This window comes from Xanthobacter sp. NM-25 (assembly GCF_022138605.1).
Lineage (GTDB): Bacteria > Pseudomonadota > Alphaproteobacteria > Rhizobiales > Xanthobacteraceae > Xanthobacter.
On sequence record NZ_JACBFS010000002.1, the window covers coordinates 293498 to 308854 of the forward strand.

The 15357-nt window shown below is 69.1% G+C and carries 14 protein-coding genes; 8 read left to right on the top strand and 6 right to left on the bottom strand.

Features of this window, described 5'->3' with window-relative positions:
* The first annotated feature begins 51 nt into the window (after nt 1–51).
* Nucleotides 52–393 (top strand): DUF952 domain-containing protein, encoded by a 342-nt coding sequence (locus MEU52_RS07135; RefSeq protein WP_238120645.1) that lies wholly within the window; start codon nt 52–54, stop codon nt 391–393.
* Between the two features lie 3 nt (nt 394–396).
* Here MEU52_RS07135 and MEU52_RS07140 read toward each other — a convergent pair whose 3' ends face one another.
* Complete coding sequence (locus MEU52_RS07140; RefSeq protein WP_238120644.1) at nt 397–1719, bottom strand: MATE family efflux transporter; 1323 nt, start codon at nt 1717–1719, stop codon at nt 397–399.
* A gap of 19 nt (nt 1720–1738) precedes the next feature.
* A complete protein-coding gene (locus MEU52_RS07145; RefSeq protein WP_238120643.1) occupies nt 1739–2011 on the bottom strand; it encodes a DUF6460 domain-containing protein in 273 nt (90 codons plus the stop codon).
* A gap of 192 nt (nt 2012–2203) precedes the next feature.
* Here MEU52_RS07145 and MEU52_RS07150 point away from each other — a divergent pair, with 192 nt between their 5' ends.
* Entirely contained in the window at nt 2204–3481 is a 1278-nt protein-coding gene (locus MEU52_RS07150) for a vWA domain-containing protein (RefSeq protein ID WP_238120642.1), read from the top strand.
* A 12-nt stretch (nt 3482–3493) separates the two neighbouring features.
* On the opposite strand, the gene MEU52_RS07155 is transcribed toward MEU52_RS07150, so the two are convergent.
* Nucleotides 3494–5071: a sodium:solute symporter family transporter gene (locus MEU52_RS07155; protein ID WP_238120641.1), complete on the bottom strand. Its 1578-nt coding sequence runs from the start codon at nt 5069–5071 to the stop codon at nt 3494–3496.
* Nucleotides 5072–5297: 226 nt separating this feature from the next.
* On the opposite strand from MEU52_RS07155, the gene MEU52_RS07160 reads away from it, so the two are divergent.
* From MEU52_RS07160 to MEU52_RS07180, 5 genes are all read left to right on the top strand, one after another.
* Entirely contained in the window at nt 5298–6587 is a 1290-nt protein-coding gene (locus MEU52_RS07160) for a DUF2254 domain-containing protein (protein WP_238120640.1), read from the top strand.
* Nucleotides 6588–6764: 177 nt separating this feature from the next.
* The gene (gene ffh, locus MEU52_RS07165; protein WP_238120639.1) at nt 6765–8312 is read left to right on the top strand and encodes a signal recognition particle protein; all 1548 of its coding nucleotides are present in this window, start codon (nt 6765–6767) and stop codon (nt 8310–8312) included.
* A gap of 105 nt (nt 8313–8417) precedes the next feature.
* Nucleotides 8418–8792 (top strand): 30S ribosomal protein S16, encoded by a 375-nt coding sequence (rpsP, locus tag MEU52_RS07170; RefSeq protein WP_238120638.1) that lies wholly within the window; start codon nt 8418–8420, stop codon nt 8790–8792.
* A 248-nt stretch (nt 8793–9040) separates the two neighbouring features.
* On the top strand, nt 9041–10540 hold the full coding sequence (locus tag MEU52_RS07175) for a leucyl aminopeptidase (protein WP_238120637.1): 1500 nt from the start codon (nt 9041–9043) through the stop codon (nt 10538–10540).
* An 87-nt stretch (nt 10541–10627) separates the two neighbouring features.
* Nucleotides 10628–11077, top strand: a complete 450-nt coding sequence (locus MEU52_RS07180) for a DNA polymerase III subunit chi (RefSeq protein ID WP_238120636.1) — start codon at nt 10628–10630, stop codon at nt 11075–11077.
* A gap of 4 nt (nt 11078–11081) precedes the next feature.
* On the opposite strand, the gene MEU52_RS07185 is transcribed toward MEU52_RS07180, so the two are convergent.
* Nucleotides 11082–11945: a LysR family transcriptional regulator gene (locus MEU52_RS07185; protein ID WP_238120635.1), complete on the bottom strand. Its 864-nt coding sequence runs from the start codon at nt 11943–11945 to the stop codon at nt 11082–11084.
* Nucleotides 11946–12058: 113 nt separating this feature from the next.
* On the opposite strand from MEU52_RS07185, the gene MEU52_RS07190 reads away from it, so the two are divergent.
* Nucleotides 12059–12472, top strand: coding sequence for a VOC family protein (locus MEU52_RS07190; protein WP_238120634.1), 414 nt, complete (start codon nt 12059–12061; stop codon nt 12470–12472).
* A 39-nt stretch (nt 12473–12511) separates the two neighbouring features.
* Here the strand turns inward: MEU52_RS07190 and MEU52_RS07195 are convergent, their stop codons facing one another.
* Both MEU52_RS07195 and pyrC read right to left on the bottom strand, forming a co-directional pair.
* Nucleotides 12512–14044, bottom strand: a complete 1533-nt coding sequence (locus MEU52_RS07195) for an EAL domain-containing protein (protein WP_238120633.1) — start codon at nt 14042–14044, stop codon at nt 12512–12514.
* A gap of 156 nt (nt 14045–14200) precedes the next feature.
* Nucleotides 14201–15241 carry a dihydroorotase gene (gene pyrC / locus MEU52_RS07200; RefSeq protein WP_238120632.1) on the bottom strand — a complete coding sequence of 347 codons (1041 nt, stop codon included), beginning with the start codon at nt 15239–15241 and terminating at the stop codon, nt 14201–14203.
* Between the last annotated feature and the right edge of the window lie 116 nt (nt 15242–15357).

Here is a 15357-nt window from a genome sequence, read left to right on the forward strand (position 1 = left end):
CGAGGTTCGCCGCGCCGCCTCCATGGTGGCGCCGACATCCGGGAGGCTCTCATGTCCGCCATCTACAAGATCAGCCCCGCCGCCCTATGGGCGACCGCGCAGGCGGAAGGCGTCTTCACCGGCGCGCCGGTGGATGTGGCCGATGGCTTCATCCATTTTTCCACCGCCGCCCAGGCACGTGAGACCGCTGCGAAGCATTTCCAGGGGCAGGAGGGGCTGAAGCTGGTGGCCATCGATCCTGCACCGCTGGGTGCCGCGCTCAAATGGGAGCCCTCGCGGGGCGGCGCGCTGTTTCCCCATCTCTACGGGCCGCTGCCGCTGACCGCCGTGCTGTGGGTGAAGGACCTGCCGCTGGGGGCCGATGGCCTGCACCTTTTTCCCGACCTCGACTGAGCCTCACGCCGGGCCGAAGGTGCGCCGCATCAGCGCCGGCAGCCGCAGGCCCTGCAGCACCCCGCGCGCCGCCAGGAACACCATGAGCGCCGCCCACAGGCCATCATTGCCGAAAGGCCGCAACGCCCACCAGGCAGCCATATAGATGCCCACCGCCAGCAGCATCAGATTGCGCATGTCGCGGGACCACAAAGCGCCGATGAACACCCCGTCGAACGCGAACGCCAGCACGCCCGCCACCGGCAACAGCGCGGCATAAAGCAGATAGGCCCGCGCCTCCGCCTGCACCGGCGCGCTGGTGGTCATCAGGTCGATCAGCTGCGGCCCGGCCAGCAGATAGAGGCCGGCGGCGGCGAGGGCGAAGCCGAAGCCCCACAGCAGCACCAATTGCACCCCGCGCAGGAAGGTGGCGCGCTGGCGGGCGCCCACCGCCGCCCCGCATACCTGCTCGGCGGCAGTGGCGAAGCCATCGAGGAAATAGGCCGCGACGAGCCCGAGATTCTGCAGCAGCGCATTGGCCGCCAGAGTGACATCGCCGGAGCGCGCGCCCTGGGCCGCGAAAAAGAAGAAGGCGAACATGAGCACCGCGGTACGGATCATGATGTCGCCATTGAGCAGCACCGCCTGGCGCACCCGCGCCCGATCCAGCAGCACCGCACGCGGCACCGCGAAGCGGAAGCCCAGCAGCTGGCCGCAGATGACGAGACCCGCCAGGGTGCCCACCATCTCCCCCACCAGCGTGCCCAGCGCGGCGCCGGCCACGCCCCATCCCCCGCCCAGCACCAGCGCCGCCGTCAGCCCCATATTGACGACATTCATGCCCACCTGCACCGCCAGCGCCCGACCGGTGCGGCCGAGGCCGGTGAGCCAGCCCAGAACCGCATAATTGGCGAGGGTGAAGGGGGCGGCGAAGATCCGCACATGGAAATAGGTGGCCACGGCGCGCTCCACCTCGGGGCTCGCCCCGGCGAGCTTCAGCGCCACCATCAAGATGGGCACCTGCAGCAGCACCAAAGCACCTCCGCACAGGGCCGCCAGCAGCAGCGCCCGCGCCAGAACCGCCCGCGTCTCCAGGCGATCGGAGCGCCCCACCGCCTGCGCCGCCAGCCCCACCGAGCCCATGCGCAGGAAGCCGAACACCCAGAACAGCATGTCGAAGATCACGGCGGCCAGGGCCACGCCGCCCAGCAGCGCGGCATCGCCCAGCCGCCCCACCACCGCCGCATCCACCACCCCGAGCAGGGGCGTGGTGAGATGCGCCACCGTCATGGGCAGCGCGATGGCCAGCACCCTTCGGTGGGTGACGGGCCCGGTTCCAGCGCTCATGGGAGCCTCGAGGGATGCCTCAGCGGCGGGCGTTGGCGATGCGCAGCACAATCCACAGCGGTACGACGATGACGGCGCCCAACAGGAAATAGCGCCACAACCGCTCCACCGCCTCGAAGCCGAACGAGAACAGGTTGCGCACCAGCCGTTCCAGGCTCTGGAAGATGTTCATGGGATCAAGGCCGAGCGCGGCCATGATCACCCCCACCACCACGGACAGGATGACGAGACGCACCAGCACCCAGGCGGGGGATCCGCCGAAGAATCGGGTGAGCTCGTTATTGTCCGCCATGCCGGCCTCCTGTGATGGGGGCAGGTCTAGCATGCCCGCCGCCAACGTGGAATCAACTCCGGCCCGTCGCCGGATGGGCGCTGTGTGGAAGGCTCGACACGGCGCGGGAATGCCGCTACGGCAATTCCACCGGATACGCTCCGGCGCGCGGGGGCGCAACGGATCCGGACGGCCAGCTGGAGACGACCGCCCATGCGCCTTTGCGACCTCATCCGCCCATTGTCCCTCCCGCTTCTGGCAGCTACCCTGCTCGCCATCTGGACCGGCGCGCCCACCGCCGCCCGAGCCGAGCCGGCGCCGCGCACCATCATCGTGCTCGATGGCTCGGGCTCCATGTGGGGCGAGATCGACGGTCTCCGGAAGCTCGACACCGCCCGCGAGGTGGTGGGCCAGGTGGTTTCCAGCCTGCCCGCCGACCGCGCGCTCGGGCTGATGGCCTATGGCCACCGGCGCAAGGGCGACTGTTCCGACATCGAGCTGATCGTGCCGCCAGCGCCCGGCACCGCGCCGGCGGTGCTTCAGGCGGTGCGGTCCATGCGGTTCGTGGGCAAGACGCCGCTGTCCGAAACGGTGCGGCAGGCGGCCGAGGCGCTGGACTACACCCAGGCTCCCGCCACCGTGGTGCTGGTGACCGACGGGCTGGAGACCTGCGCCGCCGATCCCTGCGCGGTGGCCACGGAGCTGGAGGCCGCCGGGGTCGGCTTCACCGCCCATGTCATCGGCTTCGGCCTCACCCGCACCCAGGGCGCCCAGGTGGCCTGCATCGCCGAAAAGACCGGCGGCCGCTACCTGCCGGCGCGCGACGGCGCGGCGCTGGCGGAAGCGCTCACCGCCACCGTCGGCACGCCCCCCACGGCGGCACCGCCCGCCGCGACGCCGCCGGCCAAGACCTATTTTCCGGGCGCGCCGCTGATGCCGAATGTGGCCCTCGAGCCCACCGGCCAGACCACCAACCAGGAGGGCAAGCCCCTGGCGGAAAAGCCGTTCCCGCCCACCGGCACCATCGCCCAGTGCCAGGCCGCCTGCACCGATGACACCGCCTGCCTGGCCTGGCGCTACGAGCCCAAGGGCAGCTATTTCGTCGATCACGCGCGCTGCTTCACATTCCCTGCCAGCAGCGAGTTCGATCTGCGCACCTTCCCCGCCGAAGAGGGGTGGGCCTCGGGCATCAAGGATGGCCACAGCCCGCTGGTGCGGCCCTATCTCATCACCGTGACCTTCAGCGCCGAAGCCGACGGCGCGCCCATTTCCTGGTCCGCCGCCCCGATGCCCGGGCCGCAGGCCCTGCCACCGGAAGCCTGGGCCGCCGAGGAGGAGCGCGTGGAGCCAGTGGAGGCCGCCCTGCTGCCCGGCGCCTACCGGGTCACCGGAACCGTCACCGAGGGGCCGTTGAAGGGGACGGTCTTTTCCGCGCCGATCACGGTCGCGCCCACCGGCGCGGTGGCCTTCCCCATTCCGCGCACGCCGTAGGGCGCCGCCGCCTCAGCGGAACACCCAGACGATGACGCCGACGGCGACCAAGATGGCCACCGCCATCACCCGATCGTCGCCGAGGCCCCGCAGCCGTCCGCCGGCATCGCCGCGCACCCACAAGGTGCCGGCATGCCCGGCGGCGGGAGGCGCGGGGCATGCACGGCTCACCGCCGCGCCGACCCCGACGCAGGCCAGGGTGGAGAGACCCGCGACCACCGTGAAATGCGGCAGCGGATCCGCAACGCCGGCCCGGGCGAGGCCGAGGCGAAGACCCAGCAGGGCCAGCCCGAGACCATGGCCGAAGAGCAGCGCCGCCCATGCTCCGGCCCGGGTGGCCCGCCGCCAGAACAGGCCCATGAGGAACACCGCCACCACCGGCGGCACCGCATAGGAAAAGACCTGCTGAATATAGTTGAAGAGGCCGGGAAACTCGCGAATCACCAGCGGCCACAGGGCGGCGATGACGATGAAGCCCACCGTCACCAGCCGTCCCAGCGTTACCGCGTGCGCCGGGCTCCACTGGCGCCGATCGGCACCGGCGAAATCGTACATCACCAGGGTGGCGGCGGAGTTCAGCGTGGAATCGATGGTGGACATGATGGCTGCCAGCAGGCCGGAAAGCACCAGCCCCACCATGCCCACCGGCAGGAAGTGGCTCACCATCATGGGGAACACCTGGTCGCCATTGTCCAGCGGCGGCAGCAGCGCCAGCGCCATGGCCGCCGGCAGGGCCATCATGAACAGCGGCAGGATCTTCAGCGCCGCCGCCAGCATGGCGCCCCGGCGCGCGGACTCCAGCGAGCGGGCGCCGAGCACCCGCTGCATGATGTACTGGTTGGCCCCCCAATAATAGAACCCCAGCACCGGCAGGCCGATGAGCACCCCGGTCCAGGGCATGGCGTCATCCGACGCCGGGCGGATGAGGCTCAGGTGATCGGCCGGCACCGCCGCCACCACCGCCGCCCAGGAGAAGTCGAACCGTGCAAACACCGCATAGCTGAGCGCCAGCGACCCGGCGATGAGCACCAGGGCCTGGATCACATCCGTATAGACCACGCCGCGCAGGCCACCGGCCATGGTGTAGGCGCCGGCGAACAGCGCGAGGCCGATGCAGGCCGGCACGAACGGCACGTCCGGCACCAGCACCTGCAGCACCAGGATGCCCGCATAGACGCTGCCGGCCGCATCCACGAAAATGGACAGGAAGATGGTGAGCGCCGACACGTAGCGCTGCACCCCACGGCCGAAGCGGCGACCGAGATATTCGGGAATGGTGGTGATGCGGGTGCGCAGCAGCACCGGAATGGTGAACAGCGCCATGAACACCAGGATCAGCGCCGCCCACAATTCATAATGGGCCACCGCGATCCCCTGCCCATAGGCGGCGCCGGCGACGCCGATGAGGGTGGTGGAGGAGATGTTGGATGCGAACAGCGACAGGCCAATGGCCAGCCCACCCAGGCTGCGCCCCGCCAGGAACAATTCCTCACTTGAAGTCGATTTGCGCGACACCGCGATGCCGATGACGGCAACGACCGCGAGATAGGCGACAACAACGATAATATCCAGGGACTGAAGCGCAATCATGATGGGCGGACCTGTGTCCCTTCGTCAGCGAAGATATGGCGACATCTTCGGCCAATGGACAGCGATGCCGGGCTCGACAGACACTGAAAGGAGGATGCTCTTGGATAACATGTAGCCTCCCACATGAGAACCGCCGCAGCGGTTTTCGGCCCACGGCTCCATCCGCCCTCGCGCAACGGCCGCAGCTTGGCCTACCATGGCCCATCGTCAGTTCCACGGAGGCGCCATGCGACGCTGGCAATGGATCTTGCTGCGAACCGCGCGCCAGCTCTGGTTCCGCGCCACGCTGATCGGAGCCCTCGGGGTGGCGGCCGCCGGGCTGGCGCTGCTGGCGGACCGTTTCATACCCGGTCAGCAGCAGCTGGACGTGGGCGCTGACGCGGTCAACAGCGTGCTCTCCATCATCGCCTCGAGCATGCTGGCGGTCACCACCTTCTCCCTCTCCGTGATGACCTCGGCCTATGGCGCGGCCGCCAGCACGGTCACCCCCCGGGCGACGCCGCTGCTGCGCCAGGACCGGGTGACGCAGAATGTGCTCTCCACCTTCCTCGGCTCGTTCCTGTTCAGCATCGTCGGCATCGTCGCCCTGAAGGCCGGCGCCTACGGGCCCCAGGGCCGGGCGGTGCTGTTCGTGGTCACCATAGGCGTCATCGTGCTGGTGGTGGTCGCGCTGTTGAGCTGGATCGACCACCTCACCCGCCTCGGCAACGTCCGGGAAACCACCGATCGGGTGGAGGAGGCCACCCGATCGGCGCTCGCGGCCCGGCTCGCCTGCCCGTTCCTCGGCGGCATCCCGCGCGACGAGACCGCCACCCCGCCCCCCGGCGCCGTGACGGTGCGCGCGCAGGTGACGGGCTATGTGCAGCATGTGGACATGGGGGCACTGGACGCCTGCGGGGCCCGGCTGGAAACGCCGATTTGCCTTGCCGTGGTGCCCGGCGCCTTCGTCCATGAAGGCACGCCCCTCATGGTGCTCCCCCATGCCGGCGCCGCCACGGCGGAAGCGCTGGAGGAGACGGACCAGAAGGGCATGGCCCAGACCCTGCGCGATGCCATCACCATCGGCGATGCCCGTAGCTTCGACCAGGACCCGCGGTTCGGCCTCTCGGTGCTGAGCGAGATCGCCTCACGGGCGCTGTCGCCGGCGGTCAACGACCCCGGCACCGCCATCGACGTGATCGGCCGCGCGGCTCGGCTGCTCACCCTCTGGGCCAAGGGACACGCGGAGGACGCAGCAGAACCGCCCTGCCCCCACGTGCAGGTGCCGCCATTGCTGGCCGCCGACCTGTTCGACGACGCCTTCCGCCCCATCGCCCGCGACGGCGCGGCCTTGATCGAAGTTCAGCTACGACTCAGAAAGACCCTTCTTGCGTTGGCCGGCATGGGCGACGACGCATTCCGTGCGGCCGCCCGCGCCACGGCGGACCTCGCCCTCGCCCACGCGGAAGCGGCCCTTCGCATCGAGGCGGACAAGAGGCTGCTGCGCGGCGGCGCACCGGTCGGAGGCGGCCGCTGAGAGGCCGGTGATTTGCCTCGCACGGCCAAACCTGATAAGCACCGCCCCTTCACGAGGACGGCCACGCCGATCCGCCGACCGGACCTGAGGGTCCGGAGGTCACCGCCCGACAGCGCGTTGCGCTCTCGGGCGCGTTTGGCGTTGTCCTCATGCTCGTGAGACCGAAACGGGACGCTCATGTTCGATACCCTCTCCGACCGCCTCGGCGGCATACTCGACAAGCTGAAGCGGCGCGGTGCGCTCACCGAGGCCGACGTCGGCGAGGCCATGCGCGAGGTGCGCCGCGCCCTGATCGAGGCCGACGTCGCCCTCGACGTGGTGCGCGCGTTCATCGACCGGGTGAAGGCGCGTGCCGTGGGCGTGGAGGTCATCAAGTCGGTGACCCCCGGCCAGATGGTGGTCAAGATCGTCCATGACGAACTGGTCGCCACCCTCGGCTCCGATGCCGACCCCATCGATCTCAATGCCCCCGCCCCGGTCGCCATCCTCATGGTCGGCCTGCAGGGCTCGGGCAAGACCACCTCCACCGCCAAGATCGCCAAGCGCCTCACCGAGCGGGCCAAGCGCAAGGTGCTGATGGCCTCCCTGGACACCCGGCGTCCGGCGGCCATGGAGCAGCTGGCGACCCTCGGCACCCAGGTGGACGTGGCGACCCTGCCCATCGTCGCCGGCCAGTCGGCCGTGCAGATCGCCAAGCGCGCCATCGAGGCGGCCAAGCTCGGCGGCTACGACGTGGTGATGCTCGACACCGCCGGCCGCGTCACCCTCGACGAGGCGCTGATGGCCGAGGTGGCGGAGGTGAAGGCCTCCACCGGCCCCCATGAAGTGCTGCTGGTAGCCGACAGCCTCACCGGCCAGGATGCGGTGAACACCGCCAAGGCGTTCGACGAGCGCGTGGGTCTCACCGGCATCGTGCTGACCCGCGCCGACGGCGATGGCCGTGGCGGCGCCGCCCTCTCCATGCGCGCCGTCACCGGCAAGCCCATCAAGCTCCTGGGCACCGGCGAGAAGATGGACGCGCTGGAGGATTTCGATCCGCAGCGGGTGGCCGGCCGCATCCTCGGCATGGGCGACGTGGTGGCCCTGGTGGAGAAGGCCGCCGAGGCCATCGACCTCGAAAAGGCGAAGATCACCGCCGAGCGCATGCGCAAGGGCACCTTCGATCTCGAAGACCTGCGCGGCCAATTGGAGCAGATGGCCAAGATGGGCGGCCTCGGCGGCCTCATGGGCCTGCTGCCGGGCGTCGCCAAGTTCAAGAACCAGATCGCCTCCGCCAATCTCGACGACAAGGTGTTCAAGCGTCAGATCGCCATCATCGGTTCCATGACGGCGAAGGAGCGGTCCCACCCCAAGCTTCTGGACGCCTCCCGCAAGCGCCGCATCGCCGCCGGCTCGGGCACCAAGGTGGAGGACATCAACCGCCTGCTGAAGATGCACCGGCAGATGGCCGACGTGATGAAGGCCATGGGCGGCAAGGCCGGCAAGCGCGGCCCGCTGGCGGGCCTTGCCGGCATGATGGGCTTCGGCGGCGGCGCCCCCTCGCCGGAAATGCTGCAGGATATGGCCGAGAAGATGGGCGGCATGCCCGGTGGCGGCTCCCTGCCCCCCAACTTCCCCGGCCTTCCGGGGGGTCTTCCCGGTGGCCTGCCCGCCAAATTCCCCGGCGGCCTGCCCGGCCTGCCGAAGGGTCTTCCTGGATTGGGAGGACCGACCAAGAAGAAGTAAGCCCTCTTCCCCGCCGCTCCGCAGCCGACCCCAGGGCCGGCGCGCCCCACGGCGGCAGCCCCCGTTTCACCCATTCACCGCCTTTCGAACCTTAAGGAAAACACCATGTCCCTGAAGATCCGCCTCTCCCGCGGTGGCGCCAAGAAGCGCCCTTACTATCGCATCGTGGTGGCCGACGCCCGTTCGCCCCGTGATGGCCGCTTCATCGACCGCATCGGCTCGTTCAACCCGCTGCTGGCGAAGGATGCCGCCGAGCGCGTGGTGCTCGACACCGAGAAGGCCAAGGCCTGGCTCGAGAAGGGCGCCCAGCCCACCGATCGCGTCGCCCGCTTCCTGGACGCCGCCGGCCTGCTGAAGCGCGAAGCCAAGAACAACCCCAAGAAGGCCGAGCCCGGCCAGAAGGCCCAGGAGCGCGCCAAGGAGAAGGCCGACAAGGCCGCCGCCGCTGCCGCCCCGGCCGAAGGCGCCTCCGCCGAGTGATTGCGGCCGCGGGCTTCAGCCTGCGCCGGACATCCGTTCAGGGCGCCGCATCCGTGCGGCGCCCTTTTTCGTGCGCTTTTGCGCCGCCTGGCAGCCGTCACCACCGCTCTTGACCTTTGCAGCGGGGCTCCGCGCTCCTATCTAGGGGGAAAGCCCGCTCCGCGCTGCCTCCCCGACGGCGTGCCCGCATCTGGACAAAGGCGCTCTCACGCCTCATTCCTTCACCTCCTTTCTGCCTGGAGCCTTGCATGTCCGAGCCCATGACCCTCTCGTTCGCCAAACTCACGTCCGCCCCCAAGGGCGTGGTGATCGTGCTCACCGACGAGACCCTGGCGTTCGGCTCCGCCACCCAGAAGCTGCTGAAGGGCGCCGACCGGGCCATCACCCGGGCGTTCGACGCCGAGCGCTTCAAGGGCAAGGCCTTCTCGAGCGTGGACCTGCTCGCCCCCACCGGGCTCGATGCGCCGCGCCTGATCGTGATCGCCCTGGGCAAGCTGGCCGATCTCAAGGCCACCGATTACCTCAAGCTCGGCGGCGTCATCGCCGGCAAGCTGCCGGCCAGTGCCCGCGAAGCCAGCGTGCTGCTCGACCTGCCCACCGGCAAGATCAGCCCCGAAGCGGTGGCTGAGGTGGCCCTGGGCGCCACCCTGCGCGGCTACAGCTTCGATCGCTACAAGACCAAGTCCAAGGACGACGCCGACCGCACCGGCGGCCTGTCGCTCACCCTGCAGGTGCCGGATGACGCCGCTGCCAAGCGCGCCTGGGCGGGCCGCGAGGGGGTGGCCGAAGGTGTACTGTTCGCCCGCGATCTGGTGAACGAGCCGGCCAATGTGCTCGATCCGCCGGAATTCGCCCGCCGCGCCGCCGAGCGCCTCTCCAAGGTGGGTGTCGAGGTGGAGGCGCTGGACGACGAGGCCCTCGCCCGCATCGGCATGGGCGCCCTGCTGGGCGTCGGCCAGGGCTCCATCAAGGAAAGCCGTGTCGTCGTGATGCGCTGGAACGGCGGCGCCAAGGACGAGGCGCCCCTCGCCTTCATCGGCAAGGGCGTCACCTTCGACACCGGCGGCATCTCCATCAAGCCGGCGGCCGGCATGGAGGATATGAAGGGCGACATGGGCGGTGCCGCCTGCGTCACCGGCCTCCTCTATGCCCTGGCGGCCCGCAAGGCCAAGGTGAATGCCGTGGGCGTCATCGGCCTCGTCGAGAACATGCCCGACGGCGCCGCCCAGCGACCAGGCGACATCGTCACCTCGCTCTCGGGCCAGACCATCGAGGTCATCAATACCGATGCCGAGGGCCGGCTCGTGCTGTCCGACGTGCTCTGGTACACGAAGGAGCGCTTCAAGCCGAAGTTCATGATCGATCTCGCCACCCTCACCGGCGCCATCCTGGTGGCGCTGGGGCAGGAATATGCGGGCCTGTTCTCCAACAACGACGCCCTCGCCGGCCTCATCGCCAAGGCCGGCACCGACACCGGCGAGCGGGTGTGGCGCCTGCCGCTGGGCCCGGAATATGACAAGCTCATCGATTCCAAGTTCGCCGACATGAAGAACACCGGCGGCCGCAACGCCGGCTCCATCACCGCCGCCCAGTTCCTGCAGCGCTTCGTGGACAAGACCCCGTGGGCGCATCTGGACGTGGCCGGCACCGCCATGTCCTCCCCCGCCTCCGACATCAACAAGAGCTGGGCCTCGGGCTGGGGCGTGCGCCTGCTGAACCAGCTGGTGCAGGACGCCTACGAGGATTGAGGCTGGCGAGCCCTTCTCCGCTCGGGAGAGGGGCTCCCGCGCAGCCTGCGGATCCAAGCCCCGGATCGCCATGACCCCGACACCGCCATGACCGAAGTCCTCTTCTACCATCTCGAACGGCGCCCGCTGGAGCAGGTGCTGCCGACGCTGCTGGAGAAGTCCCTGGAGCGGGGCTGGCGGTGCGTGGTGCAATGCGGCTCGGCGGAGCGGCGGGATGCGCTCGATTCCCACCTGTGGACCTATAGCGAGTCGTCCTTCCTGCCCCACGGCACCGAGGCCCAGCCCCAGCCCGAGCGGCAGCCGGTGCTGATCGCCACCACCGAGGCCAATCCCAACGGCGCGCAGATCCGCTTCCTGGTGGATGCGGTGCCGCTCAACGACTCCACGGGCTACACCCGCATCGTGCATCTGTTCGACGGGCGTGACGGCGAGCAGGTGGCCGCCGCCCGCGAGCGCTGGCGCGAGGCCAAGGCCCAGGGCCACGAGCTGACCTATTGGCAGCAGGAGGAAACCGGCCGCTGGGTGCGCAAGGCCTGAGCGCCTAGACGCCCTTGGGCAGCGCTTCCAGCAGCGCGGCGATGGCCCGCGCCCGTGGCGGCAGGGCCGGATGCAGAGCGACGATGCGCCGGGCGTAGGGTGCCCCATCGGGCACCGGGCAGAGATGCACCCCCTCGCCGCCGAGGCCCGGCCACAGGGGCACCAGCGCCCGGCCCATGCCCCGCGCCACCAGGAGCTGAATGGTCTCCAGCGCGTCGAGATCGCAGCGCACATCCGGAAACAGGCCGTGGGTGGCGAGATACTCCGCCGCCAGCCGCCCGCCCCAGGAGCCCGCGTCATAGCGGATGAAGGGCGCCTCCAGGATGGCCGCCGCCACATCGGCCGGCGCCACCTCTTCGCGGGCCAGCAGCACCAGCGGTTCCACCCGCAGCAGATGGGCCTCCAGCCCCTTGGGCAAAGCGAACGGCGGCTCCACCAGGATGGCCGCATCGAGGCCGCCGTGGCTCAGCATCTCGTAGAGCTGCAGCGAGCTGCCCGGCACCAGTTGCAGGCGCAGCTGCGGCGCCGTGCGGCCGAGGGCGTCGAGGGCCTCCGGCAGAAGCCCGGTGAGCATGGTGGAGATGGCCCCCACCCGCAGCTCGCCCGAGAGCTCGCCTCCCGCCACGTCATCCCGCAGCAGCGCCGCCTCGCCGATCAGCCGGCGGGCCCGCGGCAGCAGCGCGAGGCAGGCGGGCGTCGGCCGCGCCGCATGGGCGCTGCGCACCAAAAGGGCGCAGCCCAGTTCCCGCTCCAGCGCCTGGATGCGCTGGCTCACGGCGGCGGCGGTCAATTTCTCCCGCCGCGCCGCCCCGGCGATGGAGCGGGCCTCCACCACCGCGACGAGGCTTTGCAGGAAGCGGATATCCAATAGAATCTCTTATGCTGAGAGACGAAATTATATAGTTTTTATATTGTATAGCCTGGGCTAAGCAGGGGTCAAACGCGCTGGCGCGTTGCCCTCTCCCGCTTTGGAGCACCCCGATGAAGTCTCTGTTCCACCTCGCCTATCACGTCACCGACCTCGACGCCGCCCGCAAATTCTATGGCGGCGTTCTCGGCTGCGCGGAGGGGCGTTCAACCGACACCTGGGTGGATTTCGACTTCTTCGGCCACCAGATCTCCCTGCACCTGGGCACACCGTTCCCGGTCACCCGCACCGGCAAGGTGGGCGATCACATGGTGATGATGCCGCATCTGGGCGCGGTGCTGCCCCTCGACGACTGGTTCACCCTGGCCGACCGGCTGACCAAGGCCGGCATCGCCTTCGACATTCCCCCGGTGGTGCGGTTCGAGGGCGAGCCGGGCGAGCAGCGCACCATGTTCTTCTTCGATCCCGCCGGGAACCCCATCGAAATCAAGGGGTTCAAGGATTTCGAGGGGGTGTTCGCGCACTGAGGCGATGCCGGCCGGCCCGGCGGTGACCGCCGCCGGGCCTCACAGCTGATCGGCCGGCACCGGCTTGCCGAACAGCCAGCCCTGAGCGATGGCATCGGGATTGAGGGCGAGCACATGATCCGCCTGCTCGCGGGTCTCCACTCCTTCCGCCACCAGCTCCAGATCGAGCTCGCTGGCGATCAGGCAGATCTTCTCGACGATGGTGGAGCTTACCGCCGCCTTGCCGATGGCCTTGGTGAACATCTTGTCGAGCTTGATACCGGTGATGGGGAGCTTCGCGAGGTAGGCGAGGTTGGAATAGCCGGTGCCGAAATCATCGATGAAGAAGCGGTACCCTTCCTTGCGGAAATGCTCCACGCCCTGCCGCAGCTCGGTGTGGTCGGCCGTGGAGCGCTCGGTGATCTCGAGCACCACCCGGTCCCGGGGAATGCCCAGGCGATCCACCTCCTCATTCAGATCGTCGCACAGGCTGGGATCGAGCACGTCCGCCACCGCCAGATTGATATGGACATGAAATGGCGGTGTGCCCCTCAGGCGGGATCTCATCTCTTGTAGCGACATGTGGATCACCTGTCGGGTGATGGTGGGCATCAGACCCATGGCCTCGGCGGCGGGAATGAAGATCTCAGGAGAGATCGCTTCGTTATGTTCGTCGGTCAGCCGCGCCAGCGCCTCCACGCCCACCGTGTGCTCGTCCTGCAGGCGCACAAGCGGCTGATAGACGACCCGAAGACGGCCGCGCGCCACGGCACGGCGGACCCGCTGCGGCAACGACGACTGGCTCCGCCACCGCAGAACGAGAGCGACACCCAGAAGGCCAAGGGTCAGCCCGCCGGAGCCGGCCGCGCCCGCCCAGATCGGGACCTCCTGCTGCAGGATGCTGACATTGGACAGCGCCGCCACCACGCAGACATCGATGGCGGGGTCGCAGCGCGAAGTGGTGAGCCGTGGCCCCAGTTCCAGGTCCGGAGCCCCTTCGGTAAAGCGCTGGCGCAGCCCCGCCGTGTCTCCGAACGCACGGAAGATGTGCTGGCCGTCGGCGGTGAGCAGCAGGGCGCTCAGCCCCACTGCCGGCTTCTCATAGAGCTTGAATGCGGTCGGCGCGGTGAATGTGACCGCCGAACCGAAACCGGCCATGTCGACCATGACGCGATGATCGGCCAACCCCTCGATATTCACCCACAGCCGATCCCCATTAGCCTGCTGCCGCTGTGGGGGCGGCAGGCTGATCGGCTCCTTGAGGCGCCCCCAGATGGCCGAGCACACCAAGTATCCGTCGCGGATGCGGCCGATGTCATGCAGATACTCGTTCTGAAACAGGAGATAGCGCAGATCTGTCAGATTGGTGTCGGAGCAGAAGGGCTCGCGGCCGGCCTGGACGATGCGCAACACCCGCATGTTCTGGCTCGCCACGATGACGCCGTGGGCCAGGACATCGTCGGCGTAGTCCTCCAGCCGGTCGCGCGAGAGCTCCAGCAGCACCAATTGTCCAACGACAAGCGACAACGCCGCGCCAAGCAGCGCCAGAGCCAGGACAAAGAGGCCTTGAAGGGTCAGAGTCCCCAATTTCATCTGATCGCGCATGCCCCCGGTTGTAGTGCCCTTACCACAAACCCGGAAAAGATGCCCTCTTAGGTATCATCCTAACGGCACGACGCACAGATATGCCCCAAGGGCGAGAACCGAAAGGCGGCGGCGCCAACACGTGCCGCCACCCGATCCCCGCCCTTACGCCACCTGCCAGTGCAGCGGGAAGGTGGGATCGAACACCGTCAGCAGCCCTTCCGCGGTGGCGATCTTGCGTGGATAGGCCCAGGGCTCGCCCTTCTTCAGGGTGATGCGTTCCTCGTTCGGCGGCAGCCGGTAGAAGGCCGGGCCGTTGAGGGAGATGAAGGCTTCCAGCTGGTTGAGGGCCCCATCCTGGTCGAACACCTCGGTCACCGCCGATAGGGCATTGGTGGCGGTGTAGCAGCCGGCGCAGCCGCAGGCGCATTCCTTGGCCGGGTCCAGGTGGGGGGCGCTGTCGGTGCCCAGGAAGAAATGGCGATCGCCGGAAGTGGCCGCCGCCCGCACCGCCAGCCGGTGCTCTTCGCGCTTGGCCACCGGCAGGCAGTAGTAATGGGGCTTGATGCCGCCCACCAGAATGTTGTTCCGGTTGATGATGAGGTGCTGCACCGTGATGGTGGCGGCGATGTCGTCGCCTCCCTGGCGCACATAGTCCGCCCCTTCCCGGGTGGTGATGTGCTCCAGCACCACCCGCAGGCCCGGGGTGCGGCGACGCAGCGGCTCCAGCACCCGCTCGATGAACACCGCCTCGCGGTCGAACACATCCACCGCCGGGTCGGTCACCTCGCCATGCACGCACAGCGGCAGGCCGATCTCGGCCATGGTGTCGAACACCTTCTGCACCTTGCCGAAATCGCGCACGCCGGAGGCGGAATTGGTGGTGGCGCCGGCCGGATAGAGCTTCACCGCCGTGACGAGGCCGCTCTCGGCCGCGGCCTTCAGGTCGGCCGGATCGGTCTCCTCGGTGAGATAGAGGGTCATCAGCGGGGTGAAGCTCATGCCGGCGGGAATGGCGGCACGGATGCGTTCGCGATAGGCGGCGGCCTGGGCGCCGGTGACCACCGGCGGCACCAGGTTCGGCATCACGATGGCGCGGGCGAAGTGGCGGGCGGTCTCGCCCACCACCGACTGCAGAACCGCGCCGTCGCGCAGGTGCAGGTGCCAATCGTCCGGGCGGCGGAGGGTGAGGGATGCGTCGGCCATGAGGGTTCCTTCGGCGCCCGGCGGGTCGCAAGCGGCACGGCGGGAGGAGACAGGGGGAAGGGGCACAAGCCCTTGCTGCGCCACTCGCCACGGACCGGCCCGCGACGCAAGCCCTA

Excerpts from the sequence above, each read along its gene's own strand:
- MEU52_RS07135 (WP_238120645.1), top strand. The coding sequence starts at position 52 with ATGTCCGCCATCTACAAGATCAGCCCCGCCGCCCTATGGGCGACCGCG.
- MEU52_RS07140 (WP_238120644.1), bottom strand. The coding sequence starts at position 1,719 with ATGAGCGCTGGAACCGGGCCCGTCACCCACCGAAGGGTGCTGGCCATC.
- MEU52_RS07145 (WP_238120643.1), bottom strand. The coding sequence starts at position 2,011 with ATGGCGGACAATAACGAGCTCACCCGATTCTTCGGCGGATCCCCCGCC.
- MEU52_RS07150 (WP_238120642.1), top strand. The coding sequence starts at position 2,204 with ATGCGCCTTTGCGACCTCATCCGCCCATTGTCCCTCCCGCTTCTGGCA.
- MEU52_RS07155 (WP_238120641.1), bottom strand. The coding sequence starts at position 5,071 with ATGATTGCGCTTCAGTCCCTGGATATTATCGTTGTTGTCGCCTATCTC.
- MEU52_RS07160 (WP_238120640.1), top strand. The coding sequence starts at position 5,298 with ATGCGACGCTGGCAATGGATCTTGCTGCGAACCGCGCGCCAGCTCTGG.
- ffh (WP_238120639.1), top strand. The coding sequence starts at position 6,765 with ATGTTCGATACCCTCTCCGACCGCCTCGGCGGCATACTCGACAAGCTG.
- rpsP (WP_238120638.1), top strand. The coding sequence starts at position 8,418 with ATGTCCCTGAAGATCCGCCTCTCCCGCGGTGGCGCCAAGAAGCGCCCT.
- MEU52_RS07175 (WP_238120637.1), top strand. The coding sequence starts at position 9,041 with ATGTCCGAGCCCATGACCCTCTCGTTCGCCAAACTCACGTCCGCCCCC.
- MEU52_RS07180 (WP_238120636.1), top strand. The coding sequence starts at position 10,628 with ATGACCGAAGTCCTCTTCTACCATCTCGAACGGCGCCCGCTGGAGCAG.
- MEU52_RS07190 (WP_238120634.1), top strand. The coding sequence starts at position 12,059 with ATGAAGTCTCTGTTCCACCTCGCCTATCACGTCACCGACCTCGACGCC.
- MEU52_RS07195 (WP_238120633.1), bottom strand. The coding sequence starts at position 14,044 with ATGAAATTGGGGACTCTGACCCTTCAAGGCCTCTTTGTCCTGGCTCTG.
- pyrC (WP_238120632.1), bottom strand. The coding sequence starts at position 15,241 with ATGGCCGACGCATCCCTCACCCTCCGCCGCCCGGACGATTGGCACCTG.